Annotated in this window: 17 protein-coding genes; 8 read left to right on the forward strand and 9 right to left on the reverse strand. The window is 72.2% G+C overall.

What is annotated here, in order from left to right; genetic code table 11:
* Positions 1 to 43 precede the first annotated feature (43 nt).
* Positions 44 to 1204, reverse strand: a complete 1161-nt coding sequence (dapE, locus tag ACXYMW_RS18280; RefSeq protein WP_459036768.1) for a succinyl-diaminopimelate desuccinylase — start codon at positions 1202 to 1204, stop codon at positions 44 to 46.
* Between the two features lie 235 nt (positions 1205 to 1439).
* On the opposite strand from dapE, the gene ACXYMW_RS18285 reads away from it, so the two are divergent.
* Positions 1440 to 2516, forward strand: a complete 1077-nt coding sequence (locus tag ACXYMW_RS18285) for a Hint domain-containing protein (protein ID WP_459036769.1) — start codon at positions 1440 to 1442, stop codon at positions 2514 to 2516.
* 16 nt (positions 2517 to 2532) lie between these two features.
* Here ACXYMW_RS18285 and ACXYMW_RS18290 read toward each other — a convergent pair whose 3' ends face one another.
* From ACXYMW_RS18290 to dapD, 4 genes are all read right to left on the reverse strand, one after another.
* Complete coding sequence (locus ACXYMW_RS18290; RefSeq protein WP_459036770.1) at positions 2533 to 2859, reverse strand: hypothetical protein; 327 nt, start codon at positions 2857 to 2859, stop codon at positions 2533 to 2535.
* Between the two features lie 107 nt (positions 2860 to 2966).
* Positions 2967 to 3215, reverse strand: a complete 249-nt coding sequence (locus ACXYMW_RS18295; RefSeq protein WP_459036771.1) for a GlsB/YeaQ/YmgE family stress response membrane protein — start codon at positions 3213 to 3215, stop codon at positions 2967 to 2969.
* 45 nt (positions 3216 to 3260) lie between these two features.
* Positions 3261 to 4301 carry a sodium:calcium antiporter gene (locus tag ACXYMW_RS18300; protein ID WP_459036772.1) on the reverse strand — a complete coding sequence of 347 codons (1041 nt, stop codon included), beginning with the start codon at positions 4299 to 4301 and terminating at the stop codon, positions 3261 to 3263.
* A gap of 92 nt (positions 4302 to 4393) precedes the next feature.
* Positions 4394 to 5221 (reverse strand): 2,3,4,5-tetrahydropyridine-2,6-dicarboxylate N-succinyltransferase, encoded by an 828-nt coding sequence (dapD, locus tag ACXYMW_RS18305; protein ID WP_459036784.1) that lies wholly within the window; start codon positions 5219 to 5221, stop codon positions 4394 to 4396.
* Positions 5222 to 5370: 149 nt separating this feature from the next.
* On the opposite strand from dapD, the gene ACXYMW_RS18310 reads away from it, so the two are divergent.
* Positions 5371 to 6222, forward strand: a complete 852-nt coding sequence (locus ACXYMW_RS18310) for an LOG family protein (RefSeq protein WP_459036773.1) — start codon at positions 5371 to 5373, stop codon at positions 6220 to 6222.
* 12 nt (positions 6223 to 6234) lie between these two features.
* Here the strand turns inward: ACXYMW_RS18310 and ACXYMW_RS18315 are convergent, their stop codons facing one another.
* Positions 6235 to 8115, reverse strand: a complete 1881-nt coding sequence (locus tag ACXYMW_RS18315; protein WP_459036774.1) for a polysaccharide biosynthesis protein — start codon at positions 8113 to 8115, stop codon at positions 6235 to 6237.
* 351 nt (positions 8116 to 8466) lie between these two features.
* Here ACXYMW_RS18315 and ACXYMW_RS18320 point away from each other — a divergent pair, with 351 nt between their 5' ends.
* Positions 8467 to 9489, forward strand: coding sequence for an aspartate-semialdehyde dehydrogenase (locus ACXYMW_RS18320; protein ID WP_459036775.1), 1023 nt, complete (start codon positions 8467 to 8469; stop codon positions 9487 to 9489).
* 218 nt (positions 9490 to 9707) lie between these two features.
* Entirely contained in the window at positions 9708 to 10022 is a 315-nt protein-coding gene (locus ACXYMW_RS18325) for a hypothetical protein (RefSeq protein WP_459036776.1), read from the forward strand.
* A gap of 21 nt (positions 10023 to 10043) precedes the next feature.
* On the opposite strand, the gene ACXYMW_RS18330 is transcribed toward ACXYMW_RS18325, so the two are convergent.
* Positions 10044 to 10694 (reverse strand): carbonic anhydrase, encoded by a 651-nt coding sequence (locus tag ACXYMW_RS18330; RefSeq protein ID WP_459036777.1) that lies wholly within the window; start codon positions 10692 to 10694, stop codon positions 10044 to 10046.
* Positions 10695 to 10837: 143 nt separating this feature from the next.
* On the opposite strand from ACXYMW_RS18330, the gene ACXYMW_RS18335 reads away from it, so the two are divergent.
* The 4 genes from ACXYMW_RS18335 to speB all read left to right on the forward strand — a co-directional run bounded on the left by ACXYMW_RS18335 (position 10838) and on the right by speB (position 14494).
* Entirely contained in the window at positions 10838 to 11218 is a 381-nt protein-coding gene (locus tag ACXYMW_RS18335; protein ID WP_459036778.1) for a hypothetical protein, read from the forward strand.
* A gap of 81 nt (positions 11219 to 11299) precedes the next feature.
* Entirely contained in the window at positions 11300 to 12691 is a 1392-nt protein-coding gene (locus ACXYMW_RS18340; protein ID WP_459036779.1) for a leucyl aminopeptidase family protein, read from the forward strand.
* Complete coding sequence (locus ACXYMW_RS18345; protein ID WP_459036780.1) at positions 12688 to 13530, forward strand: C40 family peptidase; 843 nt, start codon at positions 12688 to 12690, stop codon at positions 13528 to 13530. Before ACXYMW_RS18340 ends, ACXYMW_RS18345 begins: the two co-directional genes overlap by 4 nt.
* A gap of 4 nt (positions 13531 to 13534) precedes the next feature.
* On the forward strand, positions 13535 to 14494 hold the full coding sequence (speB, locus tag ACXYMW_RS18350; protein WP_459036781.1) for an agmatinase: 960 nt from the start codon (positions 13535 to 13537) through the stop codon (positions 14492 to 14494).
* Positions 14495 to 14630: 136 nt separating this feature from the next.
* Here the strand turns inward: speB and ACXYMW_RS18355 are convergent, their stop codons facing one another.
* Together ACXYMW_RS18355 and ACXYMW_RS18360 are read right to left on the reverse strand one after the other, a co-directional pair.
* Entirely contained in the window at positions 14631 to 14969 is a 339-nt protein-coding gene (locus ACXYMW_RS18355; RefSeq protein ID WP_459036782.1) for a DUF2794 domain-containing protein, read from the reverse strand.
* A 42-nt stretch (positions 14970 to 15011) separates the two neighbouring features.
* On the reverse strand, positions 15012 to 15911 hold a 900-nt coding region (locus tag ACXYMW_RS18360; RefSeq protein ID WP_459036783.1), incomplete at its 5' end, for a DUF6504 family protein.

A 15911-nucleotide genomic window follows, 5' to 3' on the forward strand; every position in this document is an offset into this window, starting at 1 on the left:
AGCACGCGCCCCGGGGGCCGTCATCCGCGAAGCGCAGCGCCGCTCAGGCGAAGTAGTCGCGCAGGATGCGGGCATAGACGCGCTTCAGGGTCTCGATCTGGTCGATCTCGGCATGTTCGTCGGCCTGATGCATGCTGCGCCCGACCAGGCCGAACTCCACCACCGGGCAATGCGCCCGCACGAAACGTGCATCCGAGGTGCCGCCCGAGGTCGAGAGCACCGGCGCGGTGCCGCATTCCGCCGCCACCGCCGCCGCGACGAGGTCGGAGAGCGGCCCCGGCGGGGTCACGAAGCTCTCGCCCGAGACCTTGATCCGCAGGCCGGTCCGGGTGCCGAAGGCGGCATCGGTCTCGGCCGCCAGCTGTTCGAGCCACCGGGTCAGGGAGGCGCCGCTATGGGCGTCGTTGAAGCGGATGTTGACGAGGCCGCGCGCGCGGCCCGGGATCACGTTGGTCGCGGCGTTGCCGACATCGAGGCTGACCACCGCGAGCGTCGAGGGATCGAAATGCGCGGTGCCCCGGTCCAGCTCGTGGCTGGCCAGCCGGTCGGCGAGCCGGGCCAAGGCGTGCACCGGATTGACGGCGCGGTGCGGGTAGGCGGCGTGGCCCTGCACGCCGGCGACCTCGAACCAGGCGTTGAGCGAGCCGCGGCGGCCGATCTTGATCATCTCGCCCATGTGCTCGGGGCAGGTCGGCTCGCCGACGAGGCAGACCGACATGCGCTCGCCCGACTGCTCCATCCAGTCGAGCAGCGCCCGCGTGCCGTCGTCCGCGTCGCCCTCCTCGTCGCCGGTGATGGCGAGGATCAGCGCGCCGTCGGGCGGCGCCGCGCGGACATGGTCGATGGCGGCGGCGACGAAGGCCGCGACACCGGATTTCATGTCGGTGGCGCCGCGGCCCCAGACCCGTCCGTCGCGGATCTCGGCGCCGAAGGGATCGACGCTCCAGCCCGCCGGGTCGCCGACCGGCACCACGTCGGTATGGCCGTTGAAGCCGAAGCTCCGGGCATGGCCGCGGGCGCCCCAGCGCGCGAAGAGGTTGTCGATGCCGCCGCGCCGCACCCGGGTGCAGGCGAAGCCCGCCGCTTCGAGCTCGGCCTCGAGCAGGTCGAGCGCGCCGCCCTCCTCCGGCGTCACCGAGGGGCAGCGGATCAGGCGGCGGGTGAGCTCGACGGGATCGACCGGGTCGAGGGGGGCAGGGGACATGGCGGCGGCACTCCGGCTGGCGGCGGTTGTGCCAGCGCTACCCGCTGCGCGCCCCGGGCGCAAATGTCGCGCGTTTGCCGCACTCGCCGCGGCGCGCGGGCCGGGCGGCTGGCCTCGGCCGCGGGCCTGGCTACACTTGCGAAAAAAGAATGCCGGTTTCGCGATAGGCCGGCGGTGGGGCAAGCATGGTGTGCGGTGTTCTCCGGGCGGTTTCCGCAACCGGACGTCCAGGGCGATGAGCTGGATCGCGCTGTTCACGAACGGCACGGGCTGGACCTGCCCGTACCGCCTGGCGTCGCCGTCCGGACCGGCGGGCAACTGGCTGGAACGCGGCGCGCTGATGCTCGAATTCGCCGCGCCGTCCGGTCCGGAGCCGTGCATCCTGCTGGGGCTCGCGACCGGCGGCGCGGCGCCCCGGACGCTGGGCCTGCAGATGCGGCCCGATGGCACGCTGGTGCTGGTTCTGGAGCAGGACAATGCGGTGTTTCATGCCGTGCTGGCCGGGCCGCCGCGGCTGCCGCAGGCGCTCCTGCGTCTGACCTTCTGCTGGGACGCGCCGGCCGGGCGCGGCCGGCTGACCCTCGAACGGCCGCAGGACGAGGTCAGCCGCACGATCGCGACGCCGCCGCCGCCGGCTCTGCATCTCGCCGACCTGCGGCGCCTGGCGGACCCGGACGCCCCCGGATGTCATCGCGACCCGGCGCTGGTCTACCTCGCCGCCTCGGATGCGGCGGAGCCGGTGGGACGCATGCCCGGCCTGACCGCGGCCACGCCGGTGCTGACACCTGCCGGGCCGCGGCCGGTGGCGGAGCTTCGGCCGGGGGACACGGTGCTGACCCGCGACGCCGGCCCGCAGCCGGTGCTGGCGGTGCTGAGCCGGACGGTTCCGGCCTACGGGGCCTTCCGCCCGGTGCATGTCCGGGCCCCGGCGCTGGGGCTTGCCCAGGACCTGGTGGTGGCGCCGGGCCAGCGGCTGGTGATGGCGGGGCCGGACGTGGAATACACCTTCGGCTGCGAGACCGTGGCGGTGCCGGCGGAGACGCTGCTGGGCGGCGGCGACGCGGGCTCCGAGACCCGCTACATGTTCCTGCGCTACCACCAGGTGCTGCTGCCCCGCCATGCCGCGCTGCTGGCCGCCGGGATCGCGCTGGACAGCTTCTATGCCGGGCGGCTCAGGCGTGATCGGGGCGGGCTGGACCGGTCGCTGCTCGCCGGGATCGATCCGGCGCTCCTGCCGGAACAGGTGCCGGCGCCGCGCCCGGTGCTGCGCCGCTTCGAGGCGCTGACCCTGGCGCAGGCCCGCGTCGCCTGAGCGCGCGCCGGGGCGCTCACTTGTCGAAGAACGGCGTGACCTGGGCGACGATGACCGCGTTCTCGGCGAGGGCGCGGTCCATCAGTTCGGCTTCCTCGGCGTCGATCTCGTGGCCCGAGGCGAGGCGTTCCTCGCGGGTGCCGTAGCCGGTGACATCGAGCGGCGCCATGTCGGCCTGCTTGAGGATGGCGACGCTTTCGCGCACCGCCTCGGCCTCGTCGACGCCCGAGGCATAGCACATCAGCGCGGCGCCGGTGCAGCCCTCGGGCAGGCCGTCGCCGGCCTTGCGGCCGACCTCGACCAGAAGCGTGTAAACCTGTTGGGTGCGCGGCGGCTTCGTCATGCCGCGACATCTCGGTCGCGGGCCGCGCCTTGTCAAGCGGCGCGCAGGCGCCCGCCGCGCGACGCGACCCGGATGCTGCGCGGCATCCGGGTCGCGTGCGGGGAAGCCTAGCGTCGGACGGCGCGCCAGCCGGCGATCAGGATACAGGCCCCGATGGCGCCGACGACGAGCTGGCCGATCCAGCCGCCGAGCGTCGACCCGGTCAGCGCGATCAGGATCCAGTTCAGCACGATGGCGCCGAGGATGCCGAGGATGATGTTGGTCAGCAATCCGTGGTTGGCTTTCATGATCTTTTCGGCGATCCAGCCGGCAAGCGCCCCGACGATGATCGTGGCGATCCATCCCAGTCCCGACATTTCCGTCTCCTTCTGCTGTGAAGCGGTTTATAAGTCCGTGCCGGATCAGGTATTCCGCCCGGCGAAGATCTCCAGCAGCGCGGCGATCGAATAGACAACGATCAGCAGCACGCTCTCGACGCCGATGCGGCCCGGCCCCTCGCGCTGGCGCAGGATCAGCCCGGCCAGCAGGATCGCGGTCATCAGCAGGCCGGTGGAGAGCCAGTAGAGGTCGGTGGTGCCCACCGCGTGGTAAAGCGAGCCGTCGCGATAGGCGATGTCGGCGGCGGTCAGGAACAGCGTGTCGAAGGTGTTGCCGCCGATGATGCCGCCGACCGCGAGCTGCAGTGCGCCGCGACGCACCGCGGTCAGCGTGGTGACGAATTCCGGCAGCGAGGTCACCACCGCGGTGATCAGCGCGCCGACCAGGCTGGAGGCCAGGCCGAAGCGGCCGATGAAGGTGCCGCCGGCCTCCGAGATCACCCAGCCGCCGGCGCCCATCACCGCCACCAGCGCCGCGAAGCGCAGGGCCGGCCCGGTGACCGGGCGCTCGGCCTCCTCCGGGTCCTCGGGCGAGTCGCGGCGGGTGTCGGAGGTCTTGACCGGCCGCCACATCGGTTCCTCGCGCACCGTGTTGGCGGCCCGCACCCCGGCCAGATAGGCGAGGAACAGCACCAGCGAGACCGGGTGGACGCCGAAATAGGCCATCTCCGGCCCGGTTATCGCCGCCAGCGGCAGCGACAGCAGGATGATCAGCATGACCGCCTGGAACAGGTTGGCCGGCTCGGCCGCGGCATGTTCGAGGTTGGCCTTGCGGTGCAGCATGTCGGCGATGGCCAGAAAGAGCGTCTGCGCCGCGATGCCGCCCACGGCGTTGGAGAAGGCGTAGCTGGCATCGCCCGACAGCGCCGCGTTCACCGACACCACGACGCCCGCGAGCGAGGTGGCGGCGCCGAGGATCAGCCCGCCGACCATGGCCTCGCCCATGCGCGAGCGGTCGGCGATCACATCGGCCAGGACCGCGGCGCGGATCGAGGCCAGGACCACGGCCGCTCCGGCGAGCGCGAAGAGGCCGAAGAGGAGCGGGGTGGAGAGATCGTCAAACATGGAACCCTTTCGACATTGCCGACCCAACGTCGCGGGTGGCGATGGGGTTGCATGCCGGGGGTGGGGCGGCCCGCGCGGGGCCGCCCGGGCGCTCAGTCGCGCAGCAATTCGTTGATGCCGACCTTGGAGCGGGTCTGGGCATCGACGCGCTTCACGATCACCGCGCAATAGAGGTTGACGCCGTTCTTCGACGGCATCGAGCCCGCGACGACCACCGAATAGGGCGGCACCTCGCCGACCGTGACCTCGCCGGTCTCGCGGTCGACGATCTTGGTGGACTTGCCGATGAACACGCCCATGCCGAGCACCGCGCCCTCGCGCACGATGCAGCCCTCGACGACCTCGGAGCGGGCGCCGATGAAGCAATTGTCCTCGATGATGGTGGGGCCCGCCTGCATCGGCTCCAGCACGCCGCCGATGCCGACGCCGCCCGACAGGTGCACGTTCTTGCCGATCTGCGCGCAGGAGCCCACGGTGGCCCAGGTGTCGACCATGGTGCCGCTGTCGACATAGGCGCCGAGATTGACGAAGGACGGCATCAGCACCACGCCGGGCGCCACGTAGGCCGAGCGGCGCACGATGCAGTTCGGAACGGCGCGGAAGCCGGCCTCCTTCCACTCGGCGTCGCCCCAATCCTTGAACTTGCTGTCGACCTTGTCCCACCAGCCGCCGCCCTGCGGCCCGCCCGATTGCGGCGCCATGTCCTTCAGCCGGAAGCCCAGCAGCACCGCCTTCTTGGCCCATTGGTTGACGCGCCAATCGCCGTTCTCCTGGCGCTCGGCCACGCGCAGGCGGCCGCCGTCGAGCGCGTCGAGGGTCTCCTCGATGGCGTCCCGGGTCTCGCCCCGCGTTGCCGGGGTGATGCCGTCGCGCGCCTCCCAGGCGCTTTCGATGGCGGTTTCCAGTGCCTGGATGTCCATGATGGTGCCTCCGGTTCCCATGTCGTCGGTGGTCATAGCCGCCACGGTCCGGCGTGGAAAGACCGCCCGAAGTCGTCGCGGGCAATGGTCGCGCTGGCCTCCGGCGCGGCGACGGGCTAGCTCTGTCCGGCAAGCCATGCGGAGCCGACATGACCGAGCAGACCGACCCCAAGGACAGCCCCTTCCGCCGTGCCGAGAGCGACCGCGAGACCGCGGCCAAGGTGCCGGACACGCCGCAGACGCGGTCCCCGGCCTATCGCCTCGCCTATGCCGACGAGGACTTCCTGCTGCGCCGGGAGCTGCGCTCGGTGCGGCTGCAGCTCGAGCTGATGAAGTTCGACCTGCTGCTCAACGAGGCTGGCATCGATTCCACCGTGGTGCTGTTCGGCGGCGCGCGCATCCCGTCGCCCGACGACCCGCGCGGCGCCCGCACCACCGCGCTGGGCGAGATGGCGCGGTTCTACGAGGAGACGCGCGCCTTTGCCCGCAAGATGACCGAGAAGTCGCTGGCCGGCGGCGGCCGCGACTTCGTCATCGCCACCGGCGGCGGCCCGGGCGTGATGGAGGCTGGCAACCGCGGCGCCCACGAGGCCGGCGGCCGGTCGATCGGGCTCAACATCGTGCTGCCGCACGAACAGGCGCCGAACGAATACGTCACGCCGGATCTGGCCTTCAACTTCCACTACTTCGCGATCCGCAAGATGCACTTCCTGATGCGGGCGCGGGCGGTCTGCGTGTTCCCCGGCGGCTTCGGCACCATGGACGAGCTCTTCGAGACGCTGACGCTGATCCAGACCGGCCGCATGAAGCAGGTGCCGGTGCTGCTGTTCGGGCGCGAGTTCTGGGACGCGGTGGTGAACTGGCAGGCGCTGGCGGAGGCCGGCACCATCAGCCCCGAGGACCTCGAGCTGTTCCGCTATGTGGAGAATGCCGACGAGGCGGCGGCGCTGATCGAGACCTGGAAGCCGAAGCCGCCGCGCGAGCACATCCCGAACCGCTGAGCGCGGCGCGGCTCAGATGCCGGCGGTCTCGCGATCCTCGGCCGGCTCCTCCTCGGCGCGCTCGACCCAGCGGTGGATCACCGCCCGGGCGTGATCGACGTCGAGCGCGCCGATGGCCCGGCGCAGCTCGCGCAGGGCGGTCGCCACCTCGATTTCCGACAGGTGGTTCTCCTGGGCGCGCAGGATCTTCGGGTGCGGCGTGGTCAGCATGTCGGCTGAGATCAGCAGTTCCTCGTGCAGCTTCTCGCCGCGGCGCAGGCCGGTGATCTTAATCTCGATGTCGCCGTCGGGGTTGTCGGCGTCCTTCACGGTGTGGCCGGCGCCCTCGATCATCTGGCGAGCCAGCTTGCGGATCGGCACCGGCTTGCCCATGTCGAGCACGAAGACGTCGCCGCCGCGGGCGAAGGACCCGGCGAGCAGCACCAGCCGCGCCGCCTCGGAAATCGTCATGAAGTAGCGGGTGACGTCCGGGTGGGTCAGGGTGACCGGCCCGCCGCTCTCGATCTGCTCCTCGAAGAGCGGGATCACCGAGCCCGAGGAGCCCAGCACGTTGCCGAAGCGCACCATCGAGAAGCGGGTGCCGGCAGAGCGGGTGGCCAGATCCTGGATCACCAGTTCCGACAGCCGCTTCGAGGCGCCCATGACATTGGTCGGGCGCACCGCCTTGTCGGAGGAGACGAGGATGAAGCGCTCGACCCCGGCATCGCGCGCCGCCTCGGCCATCACCTTGGTGCCGATGACGTTGTTGTTGAGGCCGGCCAGTTCGTTGTTCTCGACCATCACCACGTGCTTGTAGGCGGCGGCGTGCAGCACCACGTCGATGCCGTGGGCGGCGATCACCCGGCGCATCATCGTGTCGTCGAGCACCGAGGCCAGGACCGGCACCACGTGCAGCTTCGGTGCGAGGTCGCGCAGCTCCTTGTCGATCTTGTAGAGCGCGTGCTCGGCGTGGTCGAGCACCACGACGCAGGCCGGCTTGCAGGCGATGAGCTGGCGGCAGAGCTCCGAGCCGATCGAGCCGCCGGCCCCGGTGACCAGGATGCGGCGGTCGGAATAGGCGTGGCTGACCCCGGGCAGTTCCGATTCCAGCCGGTTGCGCCCGAGCAGCGCGTTCAGCGCCACCGGGGCGGAGCGGCGGCGCAGCTCGCTGCTGGAGATCAGCTCGGCGAAGGAGGGCAGGGCGTGCACCTCGCAGCCGATGCGCCGCAGGTTGTGGGCGATGCGGGCCTGGCGGGAATGGCTGATCGACGGCATCGCCAGAACCACGCGGTCGATGCTGCGCTGGGTCACCAGCGCCTCGATCTTCGCCGGGGCATAGACCGGCAGCCCGGAGATGCGCAGCGATTGCAGCGTCGGGTTGTCGTCGACGAAGGCCACCGGGTGGGCGGCGTAGTCGCTCTTCAGCGCCGCCACCAGCTGCTGTCCGGTCTGGCCGGCGCCGTAGATCAGCACCCGGATGTGCCGGTTGCCCTTGCGATAGATCTGCAGCAGCCATTGCCGCAGCAGGATGCGCCAGGCCGCGCCGGCGACCAGGAAGACGACGCTGAAGATCACGAAGACCTCGCCCGGCACAAGCCGCCCGGCCAGCGCGTTCAGCAGGCCGCCCGCGGCGCCCACCAGCAGCGCGAAGACCGCGGTCAGGGAGATGCCGCGGATCTCGTAGGCGTTGAGCTTGATCTTGGGCAGGCCGAGCGCGATGGCGACGCCGATGCCGGCGATCGTCATGGCGGCGCCGATCGGCGCCAGCGCGGTCACGGTGTCCGCCCCGAGATGGGTGCGGCCGTTCAGCAGCAGCGCCAGCGCGAAGGCCGCGACCGTCATCACCGCGTCGAGGGTGAGAAAGATGATTTCCTTGTGGCCGCGGGACAGCGAGGTGACGAATCTGAAAAGCATCGGTCCGAGTGCCGCCCCCGCAGCTGAAGGAAAATATTGCCCGCGCCGGACCGGTCGCGACGGTCAGGCGGCGTCGCCCGTGGGTAGGGCTGAGACAATTGTAATTCGCCTAACGTTGAGCAGACGGCCGCCCTGGAGGCAAGCGGGGAATGCTGCGGGCGCAAACGGCGCGGCGCCTCGGCGGGATACCGCCTATGGCGCGTCCGCTTTGTGACCGCGGATTGCCAAGTCTCTGCCCGGGACCGTCGGCAAAACCCGCTTTCGGCCCGCGCCGGGCTGCGGTAAACCGCGCCGGACGCGTCTCGGGGCCGCCGGCCCCTCATGGCGCACAGCTACGAAGGAGACCCAAGCATGGGCTACAAGGTCGTCGTCGCAGGAGCCACCGGCAATGTGGGCCGGGAAATGCTGAACATTCTCGCCGAACGGGGCTTCCCGGTCGACGAGATCGCCGTGCTGGCCTCGCGCCGGTCGCTGGGCACCGAGGTGAGCTTCGGGGACCGCACCCTGAAGACCCAGGATCTCGACCAATTCGACTTCACCGGCTGGGACATCGCGCTCTTTGCCATCGGCTCGGACGCCACCAAGAAATACGCCCCCGTGGCCGCCAAGGCGGGCTGCGTGGTGATCGACAACTCGTCGCTCTACCGCTACGACCCGGACGTGCCGCTGGTGGTGCCCGAGGTGAACCCCGAGGCGGTCGAGGGCTACGCCAAGAAGAACATCATCGCCAACCCGAACTGCTCGACCGCGCAGATGGTGGTGGCGCTGAAGCCGCTGCACGACCGCGCTAAGATCAAGCGCGTCGTGGTCTCGACCTACCAGTCGGTCTCGGGCTCGGGCAAGGACGCCATGGACGAGCTCTGGAACCAGACCAAGGCGGTCTACAACCCGACCGACGACGTGCCGCCGAAGGTCTATCCGAAGCAGATCGCCTTCAACGTCATTCCCCATATCGACGTCTTCCTCGAGGACGGCTCGACCAAGGAGGAATGGAAGATGGTGGCCGAGACCAAGAAGATCGTCGATCCGTCGATCAAGGTCACCGCGACGGCGGTCCGGGTGCCGGTCTTCGTCGGCCACGGCGAGGCGGTGAACGTCGAGTTCGAGGACCATCTCGACGAGGCCGAGGCGCGCGACATCCTGCGCGAGGCGCCGGGCATCATGGTCGTCGACAAGCGCGAGGACGGCGGCTACGTCACCCCGGTCGAATGCGTCGGCGACTTCGCGGTGTTCATCAGCCGGCTGCGCCAGGACCCCACCGTCGACAACGGCCTGAACTTCTGGTGCGTCTCCGACAACCTGCGCAAGGGCGCCGCGCTGAACGCCGTGCAGATCGCCGAGACGCTCGGAAACCGGGTGCTGAAAAAGGGCTGAGACCGCTCTGGATGCGCCGCCCCGAATCGTTCGGGCCGGCGCCGGAAGCAGGGGCCGCCGCGCAGCGCAAGCGCGGCGGCCCTATCGTTGCCGGGACGTGACAAATCCTCGGCAAATTGCCGCGATTGTCCCCGGCCGGCCGGGAAAACGGCCGAAATTAACGCCCCCGGAACCGCTTCTCTGGCACCCTGGTTGTGGGGGGAAGTGGGAGTCGTGAGATGACCGAGATGTTCCGGAACGGGGCCGCCGCCATGCCGGCGCGGCTCGACAGCGAAACCGCCGTGCTGATCCGCGGCTTTCTGCGTCCGATCTTCGACCGTGCGACAAGCTGGGGCGATCTGCGCGACCGCCTGCGCCGGCGGGGTTACGACCTCGAGGTGCGGCAGGGCCGGCTGCTGGTGATCGCCATCGCCGAGAAGCGGCCGATCTGCACCGGCCGCGATCTCGGCGCGCCGCTGGCCGAACTGGCGCAGCGGCTGGGCCGGCTGTCGCTCAGGCTGCGGCCTGGCGGCGAGAGCGGCGCGCCGGTCTGAGCCGCCGCCGCGCCGGCCGGCTCACAGCGCGGCGAAGCGGCCCTGTTCGGGGTCGTAGCCCTGCACCGCGCCGCTGGCGATGTCGGTCCAGAGCCCGTGCAGGCTGAGCGTGCCGGCCTCGACCGCACTCCGCACGAAGGGCAGCGCCATCAGGTTCTCGAGGCTCGCCAGCACGGCGCGCTTCTCCACCGCCTCCGGGGTCGGCTCGCCGCCGCTCTCCGCCTTCGCAGCCTCGTAGCCGGGCTTCAGGTGGCGGATCCAGCGCCCGACATAGCTGTCCTCGCCCTCGAGCTGCGGCGCGCGTCCCTCGAAGAGGTCGATCGATCCCTGCACCCCGCCGCAGCGCGCATGTCCCATCACGATGAGATGCGACACCTTGAGCGCGGTGACCGCGTATTCGACTGCCGCGGCGGTGCCGTGCAGCGCCGCGTCGGCATCGGGTCCCGGCACCAGATTGGCGATGTTGCGGTGCATGAAAAATTCGCCGGTGGCGACGTCGAAGAGCTCGGTGGCGTGGACCCGGCTGTCGCAGCAGGAGATCACCATGGCCTTGGGGCGCTGGCCGTCCTCGGCGAGGCGGCGGTAATGGTCCTGCTTGCTCCGGCCGGCGCCGTCGCGCCACGCGCGGTGACGCTCGGCGAGGTCGGCGGGCAGGCTCTTGACGTGATCCATGACACTCCTCCGTGTTAGACGCCCCCGTCGATACGAACGATTCAGCGGCAATTCGAGCGAAAACGGTGCCCTGCGACAAGCTTTCGAAAAGCCTTGCCGGTGCAGATTGCGCCCCGGGTATCTGGGGGCCGACGGAGAGTGCCATGACCTATGTGACGATCACCGCGCGCGACGAGGCGGTGCGCCTCGATTACGACCGGATCGACGACCTGCTGGGGGGCGCCGACCCGCGCGACGGCGAGGAGGCGGTGTGCCGCGCGCTGGAGCGCGCCGCGGTGCATCTGGCGGAGGCCGACCGCGCCGCGCGCGGCCAGGACTGGCCGGCCCTGCACGGCGCGCTGACCCGGCTTTCCGGCTCGGCCGAGACGATGGGCATGCGGATGCTGGCGCGGGTCGCGCTGATCGCCCGCGAGGCGCTGGAAACCGCCGACGGCGTCGCGGTGGCGGCGACCATGGCGCGGCTGCTGCGGCTCGGCGAACGGTCGCTGTTCGCGGTCTGGGACGAACACGACCTGTCTCTCTGAGGCGCTCGCCGCCGGCCGGGCCTTGCGGCCGGTGCGCCACCCGCTAGGCTCCGCGGCGACCAGACCTGCCCGGAGCATTCGATGACCCTCACCTTTGCCGCTGCCGATGCCGTCGCCCTGCCGCTCCACGTGATCGCGCAGGACCGGCTCGGCGAATTCCTGTCGGATCAGCCGGACCGCGTCCGCGCCTGGGTCGAGGCGACGGGTTTCTCCGGCGGGCTGAACAGCGCCGTCGCGGTGCCCGGGGAAGACGGCCGCCCGGCGCTGGCCCTGGCCGGGTACGGCAGCCCCGAGAAGCGGGCGCGGCAGCGCTTCGCGCTGGCCGGCGCGGCGGCGCAGCTGCCGCCGGGCCTGAGCTTCCGCATCGCCTCGGGCCTGCCGGACGAGGATGCCGGGCGCGAGGCGCTGGGCTGGCTGCTGGCCGGCTACGGCTTCTCGCGCTACCGCGACCAGACCCCGAAGCTTGCCCGGCTCGTCGCGCCCGAGGGCGTGGATGCGGCCGGGCTCGAACGCATCGCCGCGGCCGAGGCGCTGGTGCGCGACCTGATCAACACGCCGGCCGCCGATATGGGACCGGCCGCGCTCGAGGCGGAGATGCGCGAACTGGCCCGCGCGCATGGCGCCCGGGTCGAGACGGTGACCGGCGCCCAACTGCTGGAGAAGAACTTCCCGATGATCCACGCCGTCGGCCGGGCGGCCAGCGACGCGCCGCGGCTGATCGACCTGCGCTGGGGCGAGAGCGGGCCGCGGCTGACGCTGGTGGGCAAGGGGGTGTGCTTCGACACCGGCGGGCTCAACCTCAAGCCCGGCGCCTCGATGGGGCTGATGAAGAAGGACATGGGCGGCGCCGCCAACGTGCTGGGCCTGGCGCGGGCGATCATGGCGGCCGGGCTCGGGGTGCGGCTCCGGGTGCTGATCCCGGCGGTGGAGAACTCGGTCTCGGCCGAGAGCTTCCGGCCGCAGGACATCCTGACCTCGCGCAAGGGGCTGACGGTGGAGATCAACAACACCGATGCCGAGGGCCGGCTGGTGCTGGCCGACGCGCTGGCCCTTGCCGACGAGGAGCGGCCCGACCTGCTGGTGTCGATGGCGACGCTGACCGGCGCCGCGCGGGTCGCGGTGGGCCCGGATCTGGCGCCGTTCTACACCGACGACGACGCCCTCGCCGCGGCGCTGGCCGAGGCCGCGGCCGGGCCGATGGCCGACCCGGTCTGGCGGCTGCCGTTCCACGCCCCCTACGAGCCGATGATCGAGCCCGGCATCGCCGATCTCGACAACGCGCCCGCGGGCGGCTTCGCCGGGTCGATCACCGCGGCGCTGTTCCTGCGCCGCTTCGTCACCGAGACGCCGCGCTACGCCCATTTCGACATCTACGGCTGGCAGCCCAAGCCCGAGCCGGGCCGCGCCAAGGGCGGGCTGGGGCAGGGCTGGCGGGCGGTGCTCGACGCGCTGCCGCGGGTCCTCGCGCTGTGAGCGACCGCCGGCTGACCCCCGCCAATGGCCGCGTCGCCGCGGCGCATCTGCGCGGCCGGGTGGCGGCCTTGGCCTACCGCGCGGGCGAGCCGGCGCGGCTCGCCGCGCCGCTGGCCGATCTCTGCCGCGCGCCGGACGGGCCGCGCGACCGGCAGGTCCTGAAGGGCGCCGCGCTCACGGTCTATGACCGGGTCGGCGGCTGGGCCTTCGTGCAGGCCGGGGCGGACGGCTATGTCGGCTACCTGCGCGAGGCGGCGCTGACGGCGCCCGGGCCGGCGCCGACCCACCGGGTCGCGGCGCGCGCCACGCATCTTTACCCCGCGCCCGACTTCAAGACGCGCGAGCGCGCGGCGCTGAGCCTCGGCGCCGAGCTCGCGGTGACCGGTCGCCGCGGCCGCTTTGCCGAGACCCCGGAGGGCTTCGTGCCGGAGGCGCATCTGGCGCCGCTCGACCGGCCCGAAACCGACCCGGTGGCGGTCGCCGAGCGGCTGCTCGGCACGCCCTATCTCTGGGGCGGCAACTCGGCCTGGGGAATCGATTGCTCGGGCCTCGTGCAGGCCGCGCTGCGGGCCTGCGGCCGCGCCTGCCCGGGCGACAGCGACCTGCAGGAGGCGGCCGGGCTCGGGCGCCGGCTCGACCCGGGCGCTGTGGCGCGGCGCGGCGACCTGCTGTTCTGGCGCGGCCATGTCGGCTGGGTGGCCGGCGACGACCTGCTTCTGCACGCCAATGCCCACCACATGGCGGTGGCCTTCGAGCCGCTCGCCGCGGCCTGCGCCCGCATCGCCGCGCAGGGCGACGGCGCGGTCACCGCGCATCTGCGCCCCGATCCCAGGGAGTGAGCCCATGAGCGACGATTTCTTCCGCCCGGTCTCGGGCTTCGAGCTGCCGCGCTTCGCCGGCGTGCCGACCTTCCTGCGGCTGCCGCACGTGCCGCCCGGCCATGCCCGCTTCGACGAGGTCGAGATCGGGCTGGTCGGCGTGCCCTGGGATGCCGGCACCACCAACCGCCCCGGGCCGCGGCACGGGCCGCGGCAGCTGCGCGACGCCTCGACGATGATCCGCGCCCAGCACCCCGTCACCGGGCTGCGGCCCTTCGAGGCGGCGCGCTGCGCCGATCTCGGCGATGTCGGGCCGAACCCCGCCGATCTCGAGGATTCGATGGCCCGGATCACCGGCTTCTACGCGGGCCTCGCGGCGGCCGGGATCCGGCCGCTGAGCGCCGGCGGCGACCACCTCTGCTCGCTGCCGATCCTGCGCGCCCTAGCCGCCGAGCGACCGCTCGGAATGGTGCATTTCGACAGCCATACCGATCTCTACAAGTCGTATTTCGGCGGCTGCCTCTACACCCATGGCACGCCGTTCCGGCGCGCCGTCGAGGAAGGGCTCCTGGACCCGGCGCGGGTGGTGATGATCGGCATCCGCGGCACCGCCTACGACATGGAGGACCGCGACTTCGCCCGCGCCGCGGGCATCCGGGTGGTGCCGGTGGAGGAGCTGCATGCCCGCGGCGTCGCCGCGGTGATGGAGGAGGCGCGCGGCATCGTCGGCGCGGCGCCGGTCTATGTCAGCTACGACATCGATTTCGTCGACCCGGCCTTCGCGCCGGGCACCGGCACGCCGGAGGTCGGGGGGCCGAATTCCTTCCAGGCGCTCGAGGTGGTGCGCGCCCTGGCCGGGCTGGAGATCGCCGGGGCCGACCTGGTCGAGGTCTCGCCGCCCTTCGACGCCACCGGCGGCACCGCCTATCTCGGCGCCTCGATCCTGTTCGAGCTGCTCTGCGCCATGCTCGCCTCGCGGGGCTGACCCGGGCGGGCTGACCCGGCGGTCCGCGCGTGCCGCGCGGGCAGGTCTGGCCGTCCGGCCCTGCGGGCCGGCCGGCGGCGGGCGCGGGCGGCGCCGGTCCGCGCCTGGCCGGTGCGGCGGCGCGTGGCGGCGGGGCTCAGTCGACGGCGCGGATCAGCTTGCGCTCCAGCACCCTGAGGACCAGGCGCAGCTCGTGGCCGCGCTTGAGGATCTGGCCGTCCATCGCCACCACCCGGTACTGGCCCTGGCGGTCGCGCAGGCGGGGATGTTTCTCGATCCGGTAGAGCGGCTGCTCGGCGGCGCGGCGGAAGATCGAGAACACGGCGTGGTCCTTCAGCGCCGAGATGCCGTAATCGCGCCATTCCCCGGCCGCCACCATGCGGCCGTAGAGCGACAGGATCTCGTTCAGCTCGCCGCGCTGGAACATCACCGTTTCGGGGGCGCCCGGCGCCGGGAAGGGAGTGAGCGAGTTCATCCGCCCAGAGTTGCGCAGCCGGGGCCGCGAAATCAAGGGCGCTCAGGCGAAGGCGCCGTGGCAGAACCAGCCCGGCGACAGCGCCGCGCCATGGGCGTAGAACAGCCAGAGCCGGTCGCCCCGGTCGGTCTCCACGCGCCAGTAATCGCGCTGCCCGGAGCGCCAGTCGGGATCGTCGAGCCACCATTCGGGGGCGATGCGCTCGGGCCCGGTGGCGCCGAGCCGGGCGAAGTCGCGGCCGCGCCAGCGGAAGCGGGCGGGCAGGTCGGGGCCGTCGGCGCCGAGCACCGGCTCCGGGCGCCAGAGCCGCAGCGGCCGCTCCGGGAAGCGGAGCGGCCAGGGCCCGGCGGGCTCGGACCAGGCGGCGGCCAGGGTCAGGGCGCTCTTCTCGGGGATGTGGCTTTCGCCGGGATGCACCCGGGTAATCGCCTCGAGGCCGAGCCGGGCGCCGAGCCGGCCGATCAGGTCCTCGAGCCCCGATTGCGCCGCCAGCCGGCTGGCCACCGCGCGCCCGGCCTCGAGATGGCCGACCGGGCTGCGGACATGGACCGGTTCGTGGCGGATCGCCTCGAGCCGCAGCATGTCGATGCCGAACCCGGCATCGAGCGCCGCCGCCTTCACCGCCAGGAGCGGGCGCAGCCGGTCCGGGTGGGCCGAGGCGCGGGCCAGCCCGACCTCGGCGGCGTCGAGGCTCTGGTCGCTGCGCCAGGCCTCGAGGCGCAGCAGCCGGGCGCCGCGGCCCCGGGCCTCGAGCCGGGCGCAGAGCCGCGGGATCATGCGGTCGAGCGCCGCCAGCACGTCGGCCTCCAGCCCGATCGGGTCGGGCAGGCTGAGACGCACCGCGAAGCGCTCCGGCGGCGGGCTGGGCGAGACCGGCTCCGGCGCGCTGCCGAGCGCCCGGTCGAGCTGCGTCACCAGCCCGGTGCCGAAGCGCCGCGCCAG

This window comes from Roseivivax sp. CAU 1761, assembly GCF_054482755.1.